The sequence below is a fragment of the Acinetobacter sp. NIPH1876 genome (genome assembly GCF_022808535.1).
Classification (GTDB): Bacteria; Pseudomonadota; Gammaproteobacteria; order Pseudomonadales; family Moraxellaceae; genus Acinetobacter; species Acinetobacter higginsii.
Genome location: NZ_JALGBR010000005.1, coordinates 203,565 through 219,867, shown reverse-complemented (window position 1 = coordinate 219,867; position 16,303 = coordinate 203,565). Strand labels below are relative to the sequence as shown.

Annotated in this window: 12 protein-coding genes; 3 read left to right on the top strand and 9 right to left on the bottom strand. The window is 42.1% G+C overall.

The annotated features are described in order from the left end of the window. Positions 1-10: 10 nt before the first annotated feature. The 3 genes from pcaF (at position 11) to MN869_RS07155 (ending at position 4,779) form a co-directional block, all read left to right on the top strand. Positions 11-1,225 (top strand): 3-oxoadipyl-CoA thiolase, encoded by a 1,215-nt coding sequence (gene pcaF, locus MN869_RS07165; RefSeq protein WP_033133183.1) that lies wholly within the window; start codon positions 11-13, stop codon positions 1,223-1,225. A 10-nt stretch (positions 1,226-1,235) separates the two neighbouring features. Continuing rightward, positions 1,236-2,009 (top strand): 3-oxoadipate enol-lactonase, encoded by a 774-nt coding sequence (gene pcaD, locus MN869_RS07160; protein ID WP_033133184.1) that lies wholly within the window; start codon positions 1,236-1,238, stop codon positions 2,007-2,009. 355 nt (positions 2,010-2,364) lie between these two features. After that, on the top strand, positions 2,365-4,779 hold the full coding sequence (locus MN869_RS07155; protein ID WP_050511449.1) for a penicillin acylase family protein: 2,415 nt from the start codon (positions 2,365-2,367) through the stop codon (positions 4,777-4,779). Between the two features lie 70 nt (positions 4,780-4,849). Here the strand turns inward: MN869_RS07155 and MN869_RS07150 are convergent, their stop codons facing one another. From MN869_RS07150 to MN869_RS07110, 9 genes are all read right to left on the bottom strand, one after another. Continuing rightward, complete coding sequence (locus MN869_RS07150) at positions 4,850-6,337, bottom strand: NAD-dependent phenylacetaldehyde dehydrogenase (protein WP_033133186.1); 1,488 nt, start codon at positions 6,335-6,337, stop codon at positions 4,850-4,852. A gap of 44 nt (positions 6,338-6,381) precedes the next feature. Continuing rightward, a complete protein-coding gene (locus tag MN869_RS07145) occupies positions 6,382-7,989 on the bottom strand; it encodes a GMC family oxidoreductase N-terminal domain-containing protein (RefSeq protein ID WP_033133187.1) in 1,608 nt (535 codons plus the stop codon). A 66-nt stretch (positions 7,990-8,055) separates the two neighbouring features. Then, positions 8,056-9,333: a hypothetical protein gene (locus MN869_RS07140; RefSeq protein WP_033133188.1), complete on the bottom strand. Its 1,278-nt coding sequence runs from the start codon at positions 9,331-9,333 to the stop codon at positions 8,056-8,058. Positions 9,334-9,416: 83 nt separating this feature from the next. Beyond that, positions 9,417-11,732, bottom strand: a complete 2,316-nt coding sequence (gene tynA, locus MN869_RS07135) for a primary-amine oxidase (RefSeq protein WP_162180571.1) — start codon at positions 11,730-11,732, stop codon at positions 9,417-9,419. Between the two features lie 203 nt (positions 11,733-11,935). Continuing rightward, entirely contained in the window at positions 11,936-12,853 is a 918-nt protein-coding gene (gene feaR, locus MN869_RS07130) for a transcriptional regulator FeaR (protein ID WP_005205201.1), read from the bottom strand. A 198-nt stretch (positions 12,854-13,051) separates the two neighbouring features. Beyond that, on the bottom strand, positions 13,052-14,011 hold the full coding sequence (locus MN869_RS07125; protein ID WP_171248647.1) for a p-hydroxyphenylacetate 3-hydroxylase reductase component: 960 nt from the start codon (positions 14,009-14,011) through the stop codon (positions 13,052-13,054). Positions 14,012-14,077: 66 nt separating this feature from the next. Continuing rightward, the gene (locus MN869_RS07120; RefSeq protein WP_033133191.1) at positions 14,078-15,031 is read right to left on the bottom strand and encodes a PDR/VanB family oxidoreductase; all 954 of its coding nucleotides are present in this window, start codon (positions 15,029-15,031) and stop codon (positions 14,078-14,080) included. Between the two features lie 34 nt (positions 15,032-15,065). Next, positions 15,066-15,803, bottom strand: a complete 738-nt coding sequence (locus tag MN869_RS07115) for an SDR family NAD(P)-dependent oxidoreductase (protein WP_033133192.1) — start codon at positions 15,801-15,803, stop codon at positions 15,066-15,068. Between the two features lie 10 nt (positions 15,804-15,813). Continuing rightward, complete coding sequence (locus MN869_RS07110; protein WP_033133193.1) at positions 15,814-16,299, bottom strand: aromatic-ring-hydroxylating dioxygenase subunit beta; 486 nt, start codon at positions 16,297-16,299, stop codon at positions 15,814-15,816. Positions 16,300-16,303 lie beyond the last annotated feature (4 nt).

The following is a 16,303-nucleotide window of genomic DNA, read 5'->3' as shown; positions in this document are numbered from 1 at the left end:
ATGTAAGAATATGAAAAACGCTTATATCATCGATGCCATCCGTACCCCATTTGGTCGCTATGCAGGCGGTCTTGCACCTGTCCGTGCTGATGACTTGGGAGCTATTCCAATTCAGGCACTTATACAACGCAATCCAAGTATCGACTGGCAACAAGTGGATGATGTGATCTATGGCTGTGCCAATCAAGCGGGTGAAGATAACCGTAATGTGGGACGCATGTCAGCCTTATTGGCAGGCTTACCTTATCAAGTTCCAGCAACCACCGTAAACCGTTTATGTGGTTCATCACTGGATGCGATTGCGATGGCTGCACGTGCCATTAAAGCCAATGAAGCTGATTTGATTATTGCGGGTGGGGTCGAAAGCATGAGTCGTGCGCCTTATGTGATGGGAAAATCCGACAGTGCATTTGGCCGTAGTCAAAAGATTGAAGATACCACCATGGGCTGGCGTTTTATCAATCCAAAACTCAAAGACATGTATGGTGTGAATAGCATGCCACAAACCGCAGAAAACGTGGCGGAACAATTCAATATTAATCGTGCCGATCAAGATCAGTTTGCGCTCAACAGCCAACAACGTACGGCGACTGCACAAGCCAAAGGTTTCTTCAGCAATGAAATCATACCTGTCCATATTCCACAGCGTAAGGGTGATGCAGTTGTAGTGGATAGCGATGAGCATCCAAGAGCATCAACCACATTAGAAGGCCTAAGCAAACTTAAAGGTGTGGTTAAAGCAGAAGGCACTGTGACAGCAGGTAATGCCTCTGGAATTAACGATGGTGCTGCTGCCTTGTTGATTGCTTCGGACGAAGCAGTGGAAAAATATCAGCTCCAGCCCCGCGCCAAAATTATTGCTGCGACTACCGTTGGGGTTGAACCGCGGATTATGGGTTTTGCACCTGCACCTGCAATCAAAAAATTACTGAAACAAGCCAATCTCTCTCTAGCGCAGATGGATGTGATTGAGTTGAATGAAGCCTTTGCCGCACAAGCTTTAGCCGTGACTCGTGATTTAGCTTTGGCGGATGACGATGCACGTGTCAATCCAAATGGTGGCGCGATTGCTTTGGGTCATCCTTTAGGTGCCTCGGGTGCGCGTCTAGTCACCACTGCCTTGAATCAGCTTGAACAAATCAAAGGTCAGTATGCCTTGTGTTCAATGTGTATCGGTGTTGGTCAAGGCATTGCGCTAATTATTCAACGTGTTGAACAAAATTAAGGAAGACTTCATGCCCATTTTTCAATCCGCTGATGCGCAAATTAATTATCAAACCTTTGGCGATCCCAGCTCCCCTGCATTGGTATTTTCTAACTCTTTAGGTACCAACTATGGCATGTGGCAAAAGCAGTTCAATTATTTTAAAGAACACTTTTATGTGATTTGTTATGACACACGCGGTCATGGTTCATCTTCAACACCAACAGGCCCATATACCCTGCAACAACTTGGTGAAGATGTGATTCACCTACTCGATCATTTAAAGATCGAAAAAGCCAATTTCTGTGGTATTTCCATGGGTGGAATAACAGGTCAATGGCTTGCCATCCATTATCCAGAACGTTTTCAGCGTGTCGTTGTGAGTAATACCGCTGCGAAGATTGGACAGGAACAAGCATGGCTGGATCGTGCCCAACTGGTTCGAAAGCAAGGTTTAGTTCCTATCGTTACCACAGCAGCTTCACGCTGGTTTACAGATCCCTTTATCCAAAGTCACCCTGCAATCGTCAATAATCTGTGTAACGACTTAAGTGCTGGCAGCGCAAATGGTTATGTCAATTGTTGTGAGGCTTTGGCTAAAGCGGATGTCCGTGAACAGTTGAAGGATATTACCATTCCAGTCTTAGTCATCGCTGGCACACAAGACCCTGTGACTACCGTTGCCGATGGACAATTTATGCAACAGCAGATTCCAGATGCCCAGTTAGTAGAAATCAATGCCTCACATATTTCAAATATTGAATGTCCCGAGGCATTTAATGTAGCGCTTGAAAATTTTTTATAGTGATTTAATGATTGATAAAAAGGGATAATTGTTATCCCTTTTTATTGCTCAACGAAATAGATCTTCTCCACTTTCACCTTCAAAAATGTATTGTTCTTTTTCAAGGATTAAGCCTATTAGAACCAATTCACTCATTTAAAAGGTATAAAGATATACCCAGTAAATAGTGGAAAATTACAGAGATAAATAACAATAATTTTAAATAAAGAATCAGCACAATATTTACTGATTCTTTATTCAGCAGGCTTTTAAAAAGTACGCTCTTTTCAAAAATAATGAAACAAGGATATTTCAATTGAAAAATCAAAGTTCGAACTACCCACCTTTCCCTACTCGACTGTTACTCAAGTCTGGTATGTTTAGTTGTTTATTTTTTGTGATCGGCTGTCACTCCTCAACACAGGCCGACTCTATCTCGGCACAAAAGCAAATCACAATTAAGCGTGATCACTATGGAACACCACATGTTTATGCCAAGGATACTTTTGGTCTTTTTTATGGCTATGGGTATGCAGTGGCAACAGATCGCTTATTTCAAATGGAGATGTCAAAACGTACAGGCCAAGGTACGGTCGCCGAAGTGCTGGGACCAGACTATTTACAGTATGACATTGCAACACATAGTCGTTTTGATCCAGAAAATATCAGACAACAAATTGCGCGACTCTCTCCTAAAGACCGTGCAATTTTTGAGGGTTATGCGGCAGGTTTCAATAAACGCATCAAAGAAGTTTTAGCCAATCCAGCACTCATGCCAAAAGAATTTGTTGATTATGGATTTAAACCCTCAAGCTGGGAAACAGAAGACATAGCAATGGTTTGGGTCGGCCTCATTCTCAATCGCTTCTTTTCAGCAAGTTTAGAAGTTTCAAACTTAGACTTGCTCACCCAACTACAAAAAGAAAAAGGCCAAACAGAAGGTCTGAAAGTCTATCAACAATTACGTTGGTTAGATGATCCAAAAGCGCCAACAATTATTCAGTCCGAACAAGCAGCACAACTTTCAGCACGACAACAAGCGATCTCAAAAAAGATGTTGCCCATCTCCAATCAGGCAGCAGAAAAATATTTGGCACAAGCACGTATTGCACTGGGTAAAAGCGTGGTCGATGGCGTACCCACTGCCAGTAATGCTTGGGTAGTAAAGGGAGATAAGACCATTGAGGGCCAGACTGTTTTATATAATGGCCCCCAACAAGGCTGGTATACCCCTGCCATCACCTATGCAATTGGCCTGCACGGCGCTGGCTATGACCTAACAGGTATTACCCCTGTCGGTTTACCTGCAATTTTATTTGGCACCAATGGCAAAATCGCATGGGGTTCTACGGTAGGCTCACTCGATACTAACGATGTTTACCAACTCACTCTAAACCCAAGTAATTCAAAAGAATATTTATACAAAGGTGCTTATATTCCATTTGAACACAAGCAAGTAAAAATAAAAGTGAAAAATCAGGCGGACCATATTTTAGATGTTTATAAGAGCAAACAAGGCTTTGTCAGCACATGGGATGAAAAAAATCACACCGCCTATGCTCAAAAACGTAGCTGGGAAGGTGTAGAAATTGAAACCTTGTTAGGCTGGGCCAATGCAGCCAAGGCCAGCAATTGGGAAGAGTTCCTTGCTCAAGCCAAACGTGTCGCAGCCTCTATTACTTGGTTCTATGCCGATACCAAGAATAATATCGGGGTCGCTGCTTTAGGACGTTTACCGATTCGCCCTGAAAACCAGCATATTCAACTTCCTGCACTTGGCGATGGTTCAATGGAATGGCAAGGTTTCTACGATTTCTCGCAGAATCCAAAACAATATAATCCTGAAAAAGGTTATATCAGCAGTTGGAACAATAAAGCGTATGCAGGGTTACGTTCTGACTCTTCGAATTTCTCATATGTTGATCGTGTCAATGAACTGATCGAACCTTTGGAAAGCAAACTAAAGTTAAGCCAGCAAGAGATTTGGGACATCAATAAAACAGGTGCTTGGTCGGATCTGAATGCACGCTATTTTATTCCCTCTATGATCAAAGCCGCACAAAGTGATAAAGCCTCGGCCCAAACTAAAAAAGTCGCACTGCTATTGGCAGAATGGGATCTAAAATTACGCCCAGATCGTGAAGGGAAATATTATCAGGGTGCAGCGCCAGCGATTATGCGTGCATGGCTGAATCAGATAATTATCTTGGTATTAAAACCGAACTTATCAGAAAGTATTTATCAGCGTTATACCGATACGCTTTATCCAGTCAATAATGATCCACGTAGTGCCCAGCCAGCCAGCGCCTCAAAATTAATCTGGAATGCTCTTCAAGGTAAACAGGCAAGTGTTCCACAAAATATTGATTTCTTAAAAGGACAAACAGCGGATGAGGTTGTATTAAAAGCTTTAGAAAACGCACTGGCTGAACTTTCAAAACAGTATCACTCTACTGACTCGAATGACTGGAAAATTCCAGTGGCGACCATGGGCTTTTCCAGCAAAAATTCAGTCGGTATTCCATGGGCTGATCCATCACATGAACAACAGCTTAGTACTTATGGAAATACAGGAAGTGCTACGTTTAGAGTGGTGTTAAATCCAAATCAAGTCAGCATGTGTTCGATTTTAGCCCCAGGACAAAGTGGCTTTATCAATCAAAATGGAAAAACTGATGCCCATTTTGCAGATCAGCTTCCTTTATTTGAAAGTTATAAATGTAAAGAGGATGCAGTGAGTCAAAAGGAAATCGACCAAGCAACTCAACAAAGCATTACTTTAACTTACTAACTTTTTAGCCCAATTTTAATTTTAAAGACTGAGGTTTGTTATGTCTCAAATAACAAACCTCTTTATTGACTTAATAGCGAATCATCACCGATTTTAATTCGGTGTAATCTTCAATAAATGCATCCGAAAATTCTCTGCCAACTCCTGAAGCTTTCACCCCGCCAAATGGAACGGATGGATCTAAGAATGTATGCATATTGACCCATAAGGTTCCTGCTTCAATCTTCGGAATTAACCGCAAAGCTTTAGATAAGTCATTGGTCCAAATACTTGCAGTTAAACCAAAACGCGACTGATTCATCAGTTGAATAAGTTCTTCATCAGTTTCGAATGGCATTACTCCGACCACTGGTCCAAAAGTTTCTTCTGAAAATAAAGGATCATCGGTATTTTTGAAGGAAATTAAAGTCGGCTGTACAAAATATCCCGTCTGATCTAAAGCCTCTCCCCCTACAATAATTTGATTGTTGGCTTTTGCCATATCTAAATAATATTTTACTTTATGAAAATGTGGCTGATTAGAGAGTGGACCAAACATACTTCCCTCATCCATAGCCGATCCAATTTTGAAACTAGAGAGTGCTTTAGAGAGTTTCTCGACCAGTTCATCATATTTTGTACGGTGTACAAAAAACCGCTCTGGTGATGCACAAACTTGCCCTTGATGCACAAAAGTTGCTTGCAATAAAGTCGGCAAAATCTCATCAATATTTGCATCTGCCAAAATAGCAATGGCATTTTTTCCGCCTAACTCCAGACTGACACGGGTTAAATCGCTGCTCATCGCGAGCTTACCAATGGCAATGCCTGTCGGCACTGAACCTGTAAATGAGACTTTCTTAACCAGCGGAGACTCAATTAAATATTGTCCTGTATCGCCCTTACCAGTCACCACATTAATCACACCCGCTGGAATCCCTGCTTCAATGGCAAGTTCAGCTAAACGTAATAAAGATAAGCTGGCAAACTCACTTGGTTTAAGCACAATGCTGCAACCAGTTGTTAACGCTGAACCAATTTTCCAGACACCAATCATCAGTGAAAAATTCCAAGGCACAATCCCTGCAACCACACCAATCGGTTGTCTTAAAGTAAAGGCCGTATATTTTTCACCTTGCATAGAAGGAATAGAAGGTTGCATGGTTTGACCATTAATTTTGGTTGCCCAACCCGCAAAATATCTTAAGAAAATAACAGATTGTGCGACTTCAAGATGGCGGGAAATATTAATGAGTTTTCCAGTAGACAACGACTCTAGCTGTGCAAGTTCTTCACCATGTTGCTCAATTAAATCTGCGAGCTTGTTCAGTTTAACGCCGCGTTCATAGGGCGTAGTTTCAGCCCAAGCATTTTGAAAAGCATGTTCCGCACTTTTCACCGCATTTTCGACATCGTGTTGACTACCAATACTAATTTGAGCAACCACTTGTTCAGTCGATGGATTTACAATATCCACTTTATCTAAAAGCTCAGCAGCAACTAGTTTTCCATCAATAAAATGCCCATGTTGACGTGCCATAAATTGCTGTACGCTTTGTAAAATCTGAACTTCACTCATTTTCTTTTCCTCTTTTCATTTCTAAAATTTTGTTATGACAGCAACTAAGCGACTTGATTCAAAATAAAGTCTGCACCGCGTTCACCAATCATGATGGCAATTGCGTTGGTATTTCCGCTTGGAACTTGTGGGCAAATCGAACAGTCAATGACGCGTAAATTTTGGAAGCCATGTACTTTAAGCGTCTGGTCTGTGACTGAATCTTTTGGTGTATTGCCCATTTTGCAACTGCCCGCAGGGTGATAAACCGTTTTAATGTTCTGGCGCATCCATGCATCAATCGCGGCAACATTCTCAGGATCAATATTTGCAGGCTCAATAATGTCTTGGACAATGGCTTTTAAGGCAGGTTGTTGTAATAAGCGCAGCCCAGCCTGTACCGCACGGATATTGGCCTCAATATCGTCTTGGTGACCTAAATAGTTCGGATCAATGATCGGCATTGCATTCGGATCTTTACTGCTTAAACGTAGAGTGCCTCGCGCTTTTGGCTGGATATGTCCGACTTTAATGGTCAGTCCATGTGCTTGAGCTGTGCCTTTTTCACCGGGGGTATTATCAAAATTATCCAGGACAGGCAGGAAATGGAACTGCACATCTGGTCGACCATTGTTATTGGTGTCAATAAAACCACCACCTTCTAGAATGTTGGTGGTTAACAATCCTGAACGTGTAAAACACCACTGTAAAAAGTGTCGTACCGCAGTTAAACCTTGGTCTTCACCGAGCAAACTATTATTGGTTGTTACTGTCGCATTAACCGACATATGCAAATGGTCGTGAAAATTCTCACCTACAGGTAAGTCACGTATACATTCTATTCCGAGTTCATCTAAATGCTGTTTTGGACCAATTCCCGAAAGTAATAAAACCTTAGGACTGCCAATTGCACCAGCACTCAGAATGACTTCTTTTTGAGCCTGTACAGTAATGGGGGATTTTCCGCCAACACTATAAGTCACCCCAGTCACCTGATCACCTTGAGTTTCAATTTTATGGACTAAAGCATACGTAATCACTGTAAGGTCTGGGTGGTTTTCGACTGACTTTAAATAAGTTTTTGAGGTACTCGCCCGAGAACCGTTTTGAGTAGTCGTTTGATAAAACCCTACACCCGCCTGATCCCAACCATTCATATCATTGACGTAATTCATCCCCATTTGCTGACCTGCTTTAATACAAGCAAGCGTCAAAGGATGCCGATAACGGTTTTCACTGACAGGTAAAATGCCATCTTGTCCGTGATATTCATCAGCAAGACTTTCATTTTTTTCTGCCTTTTTAAAAAAAGGCAGTACATGTTGATAAGACCACTGATTACATCCCCATTCCGAGGCCCATAAATCATAATCCTGACGTTGACCTCGACAATAGATCATCCCGTTGACCGAGCTTCCACCTCCCAACACTTTGCCTTGTGCAAGGATCATCTCTCGCTGATTACAATACTTTTGTGGGACGGTCATGTATTGCCATGATTTCTGCTGGAATACTTTAATCACGGTTGCAGGTATGGTATGAAACATACTGCTATCTCGACTTCCTGCCTCTAGAACGAGAACACGCCCAGCCTTGGCTTCTAATAGTCGTGCTGCAACAACACAGCCTGCCGAGCCAGCACCAATCACGATATAGTCATATTGTGTATTCATCTGATTTCACCCTCATTTTATTTCTATGAATGCACCGCCAATAAATACGGTCTGCTTCGCACTGATTTAATAGATGTATTGCAGAATCAACTGGGCATATAAATTGGTTTTGTCATCATAATTTTGAGTGCCACCACTGTGGATATCATGCTTTGGCTTATATAGTCCGATCAGCGGAATAACGGTGAGATTGTTATTGACTGACCAGACTGAAAACACATCCAGCTCATGCCCATCCACATTTGCAAATGACTTATTTACGGTTTGAAACTTATAAGCCAATGCACCCAGCATAAAATTTTCTTTTAAATTAATACTGTAAGAAACTTGGTGAATATCGGCATTTTTATTGAAGGGCCCTGCATAGTTTCCAGCGACTTCTCCCTGAAACCATGTTCCAAATCCAACCGTATTGCCGTAAAACATGGGGTCGTACTGATCGGAAAAATGGCTGAAACGATAACCTAGGGACGGCGTATATTTTGTAGATAAGAAGTTATAGTTCAGTCCCAGATAGCCCGCATTTTCCGTGCTGTCCTGTTTATCCTGAACGACCCATTCAGACTTCAGTTGCAGTTCAGCTAAGGCTTGATAGTTCAAGCGTAAGGCATAATTCTTAAGATCCTGACGTCCTGAAATGTGTTCGGCATCATCAAGGTCCAAGACATTTAAATAAGTAAAGCCGATGCCTTTATCTTTAAGTTGATAGATCAGATCCGTCACAAACAGTTCTGATGAAAATTGTGCTTTGTTATTCGACTTTAAATACGCCAGTTTTAGCGTTGTATCCTGTTGCGGTTTGTATTGAAGCAGGCTACTAAAATCAAAGCTGCGTCGTGCTGCCAGATAATAGGCCCCACCTCGATCGAGTGCCCCATCCGCAGGTGCTTTACCCAGATTTAAGGCATCACCCGCAACAAAAAAACCATCACCGATCATGATATTTTGCCGACCGATACTGAAATTGTAGGTCGTCAATTCATCTTTATGGGTACCATCTTTAAAACCAATCACCCATTCATTCACATCGGTTTTATGTTCTTGACCATTGCTATTTTGACCAGCATCACCATCGCCCCATGTCGCTGAGCTGATTCCGCTTAAACTGGCATAGAGCTGATGGTTTTGAAATGTTTGTTGCCCTTTGGCACCATATTTAAGGTGGCCTTCTTGCCAATTGATCCGTTGGTCATCGATGTTTTCACCGTTATAGCTTTTAGCACTGCTAAAAGCACCAAAAGTGGCTTCAAAAATCGGTTTAATTTCAAGCTCACCTGCATATGCAGTGGAAAAACATGAGACAAACAGCGTCCCTCTCACGACTTGAGAAACTAAAGTTTTCATACAAAATTCCTTTTTTGTCAGCTATCTACTTAACGCTCAGTTTTGGGTAATCTTGGATTACCCATATAACTTGATCTGCGTTGTTAGTGATGCTCGTGTTGGGCATGTTCCTGTTCATCACCCAAGTTCAACGTTGGGGTGTTGTCAAAGAAATTCCAAGGTTTGATCAAGGTATAAACCCATTCCGTCGGCATGATTGGCCATTCTTCAGCGCGTGCCACATGGGTGGTTCCTGTGGTCATCCAGACCACAAGGTCTTTATTTTCAATATTTTCATTGTTCTGAATAAACTGACCTAAACCTGTGTCATGAGTTGAACGATTCGAATATTTCCCTTCTGGATAGCGTTCATCTGGATTGTATTGTGTCACCCAAATTTGTTTATCCATAAAGTTAAGGCGTTTAAATAGCCATTCATCCGGGGCAAAATTAGCACCCTTCGCCACTGGGTGAGTTCCGCCCGCAAACGGAATCAATTGGTAAGAAACGGGATTGCCTAATTTATTTTCCTTGTTGAAATTGGTGAGTAAACGAATAGTCGATGGATCAAATTTTTCAGCCGCGTTTTGCTCATTGCTAATCACTTTACTGTCAATTTGCATCGAACTTGTACGAACACCACCTCGGTCATTGGCCTTCACCACAGGGTCCATATGCATAAAGCTATTATTTTCTCCATCTACATCCATATCTAAGCGGAAGTTATAGATATGTTGATGCGTGGTTCCGACAATATTATGGTCAATCAAGGTGCCATATTTGGTGTCTTCTTTGGCGGTACTGTCATGCATAGTTCGTGCTTTAACGCCTTTCACCGCTTCAATCCCTGTCGCACCTGCATTAATCCCAATCACACCATTTTGAGCAAAGACCCAGTCAAACATATAATCGTAGTTACCCACCGTACTAATCCAGCGCACCACAAGTTCACGGCGTGCTTCGCTAGCATCCTGATCACCAAAAATTTCTTGGTGTTTATACTCAGGTCCTGCATAACGCTCAAAAATGGCGATGGCATTCGGAATAATCTGCGGCTGGCCCTTATAGTCGGCAATGACGGCATCCAGTAACACCGCATTTTCTGGTGCATCGGTACCCAGTTGAATATTTGAGGTTAGGGTTCCCATGCCATACTCGCCTGAATCCAGATAAGATTTAAAGTACCAGCCCATATCTGGGTCGCCATAAGGAACCACCATGCCGCCCAGATTACCTTCATACATGACCTTGCGTTTTACACCTTTATCTTTATAGGTCACGGTTGAAAGTTGCAGGCCAACACGAGAGTCTAGTGCGACATGGAAACACCAATTCCCCCAATGTACGGTTTGTCCTGTAATGGTAAAGTTCTTGCCTTCAGGTTCACTGATATTCAGCGGTTTGATTTTCGGTGGCTGGGTATTCTTGGTGGCGTAAGGACGGTCTGTCATCGGTACAGGAATCATTGCTCCTTCTTCAATTTTAATAATTTTTTCTTTGTCTAAATCCACTACTGCGACAAGGTTTTCAATCGGATGCGCCCAATAGTTACCGTCTCCCGTATCCAGATAAGACACCACTTTTAAGACGTTAAGCTGTTTATCCAAGCCATCTTTCCCACCAAAATAGCCCACCGTTAATGGATTGGTAATCACTTTCTTCACATCGGTGATACCACGTTTACGCAAAGCGTCCTGATATTCTTTGCTGGCCTCAATCACACGCTGTACGGTCTCAAAGTTGTCCAGTAACACCATGCCATGCGTGTCTTTTAATACATTCCATTTGCTAACCTGTTGCGTCGTCAGGTTCACTTCGCCTTCAATTGCCTGATTGCCTTTCAATAAAATGAAAGATGCCACCCGATCATCTTGATATTCTTTATGATTGATAAAGAAATCCCAGACTTTGGCCTTTTCTGGCTCTTTCAGCTTCAGCTCGGCAAAACGCATATTTTTATAGGCATACTTTGAGCGATTAATGACGTCAAAGGTCTTTTTAATTTCATCTGTATTTAAGCTATTGAGCGGATGAAAGGTATTTTCAATTTTAAAGGTTTGATCTAAACCCGACTGAAACACCTCATTGAAAAAATCTTTCCCAATAACAGGTTTACCGTCTTTGATTAATACTGGAACACTCAGCTTTAAGGGTTTTCCATTCACCAAGACCTGATCTGAATTGGGTTTGGCTCTGACCACAATAGAACCTTTGGAGATGGTATAGCTATTCGTGAAGTCATCTTTGACCACTTTGGCACCCTGTTCAGTCATGTTTTGGTACAGTGGCACCAATTCGGCAGCCTCACCATGCGCATAAGCCGTGCTATGAACACCACACAAACTCGCAGCGATGGATAGGTTAAACGCCAGTATTTTTTGTATCTCTTTGAATAATCTTTGTTTACGCATCACGTTGATCCTTTTTCATCTATCCCTGAGCGATCTGTATCAGATCGTTAAAATGCTCTTTGCTCTGTGTGTAGCGGCTAAAATCAACTTCATATTCCAAGTCGATTGAAGCGCTTTAATCTTCCCTTATTGGTTTAATTTCAACACAGTTACATGGGTCTAGCTTGTCCAAGAATGACGCGGAACTTGTCTAAAAATGACATCTAAAATGTTTAAGCCAACATCGTTTCTCTAAATTCTTTCGGAGAGATGCCATAGGTTTTTTTGAAGATCTTTGAAAAATGAGCACCATCCCAAAAGCCCCATTTCAGCGCGATTTGAGTGATCGAACTCTGCTTGTTTCTTTTATCCAGCAGATCTGTTTTGACCTTCTCGAGTCGTTTGATCTGTATGTATTTATTAATCGATAAATTTTCTTGCACAAATAATCGATACAAATGCCGTAACGATACCCCGATATGTGCGGCAATCAACTTGGGAGAGAGATCAGGTTTTGTCAGATTTTCAATAATATAGCGCTCTGCTTTTTCCAAAAGATGATTCTGATTATTATTGATATTTTTATAATTAATGGTTGGTTTGATGAGAGCAATCAACGCATCTTCAAAGGCATTGCCATCTTCCGATGCATACCAAAGCTTGATATTTTCAGGCGACATATTTTTCAAAATATTCTTAAGCAAAAAACCACTCATATTTTGGGTGATCAACTTACCAAAATATTCAGAACTAATATTCTCTTTCAGCAACTTTTCCCGTGACAGATGCACTGAAATTTGACTGACTAAACCTTGTGGAAACATCGAAATGGTTTCGACGGGATCAACCAAGACAATATCACCCTCATTTAAGGTCAAAGTTTCATTTTTATATTGCAGCAACATCTTGCCCGAATTCTGCAAAATCAAAAAACAGAAACGATTATTGACCCGATCGATTTCATCCGCCTTTCGGACGATTTTATTGGCATTATTTTTAATAAAGGCAATCTCGGTATCACCCAGTAAAAAACATTGCACTTCACCAATAAATAAATTCCGTGTGCCATCAAAATCTGTTTCAAAATTGCCGCACACATTCTTGATATGATGTGTCCACATTAACAGTGCATCACTCACATATTGATTCATCCCTTCGCTCCCCTGTGCTGCACAATTGCTAAAGTTTGTTCTTTAGCGCTGGTGCTCTGTTTTGGCTTGTATGCAATCATGTTTGATCAATAAACAAGTTGCGTGCCAAAAATTCCTCATCCTTGGAATTCTTTTTTGATTAGAATCAGCTCGGTCCAAAGCTGATAAATGGAACTCAATTTATCAGCTTCACTCCGCTTATGCTACACCAGCAAAGTCTCTCAGCATGGTGATAAAGGTCTCCTTTTGCTCATCAGAATATTTTTCAAACACCTCATTTTGATGGCTATCGGCGATATCAAATAGATAATGCGCAGTTTTCTTACCTTTTTCGGTGAGTTTGAAAAAGCCATCACTCTCAATCAGCAAACCATCTTTTTTCAGAATGGTCGCTGCCTGCTCCACTTCACGCATCGGCATAGCAATATCACGAGGCAAATCTGCTTTATTCGACGCAGTACCACTGCCCAGTACCAATAATAAACGTGCTTCACTGGTGCGGAATCCTGTCACTAGCTGCTTGGGAATATAATCAGTTTGATAGAATTTAAAAGCCCGACTCATCAAATAACAGACATTGCTATATAAATGCCCTTGATGCATTTCACCGATATCTTCAGCTTCCACTGAGTCTTTTAACTGTAATAACGGATGTGGAATCACACCCGAATAAGCACCTTGGTGATAGACCAATGGACTACGCCCTTCATCACGGAAACGCACCACTTTACCAATAATAATCCAGTGATCTCCACCTTCAATAATCTCATGGCGTTCACATTCAAATACCGCAGAACAATGGTCTAAAATGGGCGCTTGACCCGAACCCGTCTGATAACTGGTGCCTTCATACTTATCGATATTGCGACGTGAAAATTTATTCGATAATTCAATCTGCGAGCCCGATAAAATATTCACTGCAAAATGAGTGGCTTGCTCAAACACAGGAAAACTGGATGAGTTCTTATCAATACTCCATAAAATCAGCGGTGGATCTAGCGACACTGAATTAAAACTATTGGCAGTCACGCCTACCTTTTCACCCTGTTCATTTTGCGCAGTCACAATGGTGACACCTGTGGCAAAATTGCCCAAAGCACGTCTGAACTGCATTGGATCTATTGTGATTTCATCCATTGATTTTAGTGAATTCATTATTCTCTCCTGAATCTTTTATCCTGTTTCTGGCCGATATTGGATAGCGATTTATCCTGATTAAATCGCTTAAATATCCAGTACCAATCGTGCTGACTTAGAACGTGAGCAGCACACCAGAATCTGTTCATTACTGGCCTTTTCTTCATCGGTAAAATACACGTCACGATGATCAGGTTCTCCTTCGATCACATCACACATACAGGTTCCGCAAACGCCTTGTTCACATGACATTTCTATCTCGATGCCTTCACGCGCCAAGGCATGCAAAATGGTTTCTTCTGCATTGACCATAATAATCTTGCCGCTTTGCTGTGCCACAACTTCAAATGCATCGCCGCCTGTTTCAACCTCAACCTGAAAGTATTCCTTATGAATCTGCTGTTCAGGGAAATTCTGTGTCAGGGCTAAATTGATCACCCAATCCATAAATCCATTCGGACCACAGGTATAGATATGGCTATCTTGATCAATGTCTTGAATGGCGGATTGAAAAAACTCACGGTGGCTCGCTCCTTCCGATTTAAAATGAAAGGTCGTGAAAGGCGCCAAGACGCCATGTTTAATTTCATCGACAAAAGCACAGCGTTCTGGGCTTGCGCCGCAGTAATGCAGTTCAAAAGAAGTACCTTCCTGTGCCAACTGATAAGCCATCGTAATCAGTGGGGTAATCCCGATCCCCCCACCCACCAGTACCGCATGTTTAGATTTCACTAAAGGAAACAGGTTCTTCGGTTCACTGACCTGAATCTGCATGCCATCTTTTAAATCATCAAAAGCCGATACTGAACCACCACGTGATTCGGGATCACGTAGAATGCCGAGTCGAAACTTACCGACATCATTCGGGTTCTGGCACAATGAGTACTGACGCACCATGCCATTCGGAAGGTGCACATCAATATGCGCACCTGCTTCAATTTTGGGTAATACGGTCGAATTTGCAGATTCAAACTCCATGACTGCAACATTCCCACCTTCGACATGACGGTTTTTTACCACCACGTTATACAGTATCGTCATGATTTCTCTCCCTGATATGCATCTCGCCTAAGGCTTAACGCATAAATAATCCACCGTTAATATCCCATGTTGCCCCAGTTACAAAGGCAGCACTTGGACTGGCCAATAGCGCACAGGTTTCGGCAATAAATTCCATGCTGCCCAAAGCTTTAACGGGGATATTTTGAATAAACTGCGCCATTTTCTCGTCTGAGACCACGCTATGCACAATCGGTGACTCCATCGGTCCTGGGGCAATTGCATTCACGGTCACTCCTTTGGCGGCAAACTCTTTGGCAAAGATTTTGGTCAAGGTAATGATTGCGCCTTTAGTAGAGGCATAATGTGCACCCGTCGCAGTCCCACCATTTTGTCCAGCCAAAGACGCCATATTGACGATACGGCCATAGCCTTGATCGGCCATAAATTTGCCAATGATCTGGCATGACTGGAACGTGCCACGCTGATTCACTTGCGTGATCATGTCAAAATCCGCCGCGCTAATCTCTAAAACTGGGGTTGCCTTGGTCATGGTGGCATTGTTAATCAGCACATCCAGCTTCGAAAATTTCTGCTGAATCCATTGCACTGCGGCATGGAAATCGGCTTCAACTGAAATATCCAGTTTTAAGGCAAACATATTTTCTGCATACGGGCTACGAGCTTTAGCCTGCTCAGCCTTTTCTAAAGTACTGGCAGATACAATTACTTGATGTCCCTGTGTTGCAAAATACTCAGCAATGACATTCCCTAGACCCGAAGCGGCACCTGTGACTAAAACAACCTGTTTCATTTTTTCGCTCCTAGAGAATATAGCTGATACCCGCCAAGGTATCGGTTGAGTTAACTAAGTTGATAATTTTACGATTGATCTTAAAGCCTTGTTCCACATCACGAACCAAATGGAAGGTCACATCAGCGGTGTAATGTTTGAGGCTTTCTTTACGGAATTCACGCAGGTTTTGTGCACAACGCAAAATGATTTCGCCCTCTTGATCTTTGACGATGCGGATACGCGAAACACTACGCACGGTATTGGCTTTAGGTGCAGTTGAAATCGCTTCACCATTTTCCAGACGCTGTACTCGTAACTTACGCATATGATGGTCGTCATAGGCATAGTTCAAATTATTTTCATAATCGGTCAGTTTTGGATCGATCGGGATGATATACACACCTTTTTCATTCCAAAGGTCCAACCAAGTATCATGCTCAGAATGGTCCAGCATATCGGCTTCTGCCCAGATAAAAGCGGTCACTTCATTCAGTAAATTTAAATCGATTTTCATGGCG

Bases quoted from the DNA above. Each gene is read 5' to 3' on its own strand.
- pcaF (WP_033133183.1), top strand. From the start codon at position 11: ATGAAAAACGCTTATATCATCGATGCCATCCGTACCCCATTTGGTCGC.
- pcaD (WP_033133184.1), top strand. From the start codon at position 1,236: ATGCCCATTTTTCAATCCGCTGATGCGCAAATTAATTATCAAACCTTT.
- MN869_RS07155 (WP_050511449.1), top strand. From the start codon at position 2,365: ATGTTTAGTTGTTTATTTTTTGTGATCGGCTGTCACTCCTCAACACAG.
- MN869_RS07150 (WP_033133186.1), bottom strand. From the start codon at position 6,337: ATGAGTGAAGTTCAGATTTTACAAAGCGTACAGCAATTTATGGCACGT.
- MN869_RS07145 (WP_033133187.1), bottom strand. From the start codon at position 7,989: ATGAATACACAATATGACTATATCGTGATTGGTGCTGGCTCGGCAGGC.
- MN869_RS07140 (WP_033133188.1), bottom strand. From the start codon at position 9,333: ATGAAAACTTTAGTTTCTCAAGTCGTGAGAGGGACGCTGTTTGTCTCA.
- feaR (WP_005205201.1), bottom strand. From the start codon at position 12,853: ATGAATCAATATGTGAGTGATGCACTGTTAATGTGGACACATCATATC.
- MN869_RS07120 (WP_033133191.1), bottom strand. From the start codon at position 15,031: ATGACGATACTGTATAACGTGGTGGTAAAAAACCGTCATGTCGAAGGT.
- MN869_RS07115 (WP_033133192.1), bottom strand. From the start codon at position 15,803: ATGAAACAGGTTGTTTTAGTCACAGGTGCCGCTTCGGGTCTAGGGAAT.
- MN869_RS07110 (WP_033133193.1), bottom strand. From the start codon at position 16,299: ATGAAAATCGATTTAAATTTACTGAATGAAGTGACCGCTTTTATCTGG.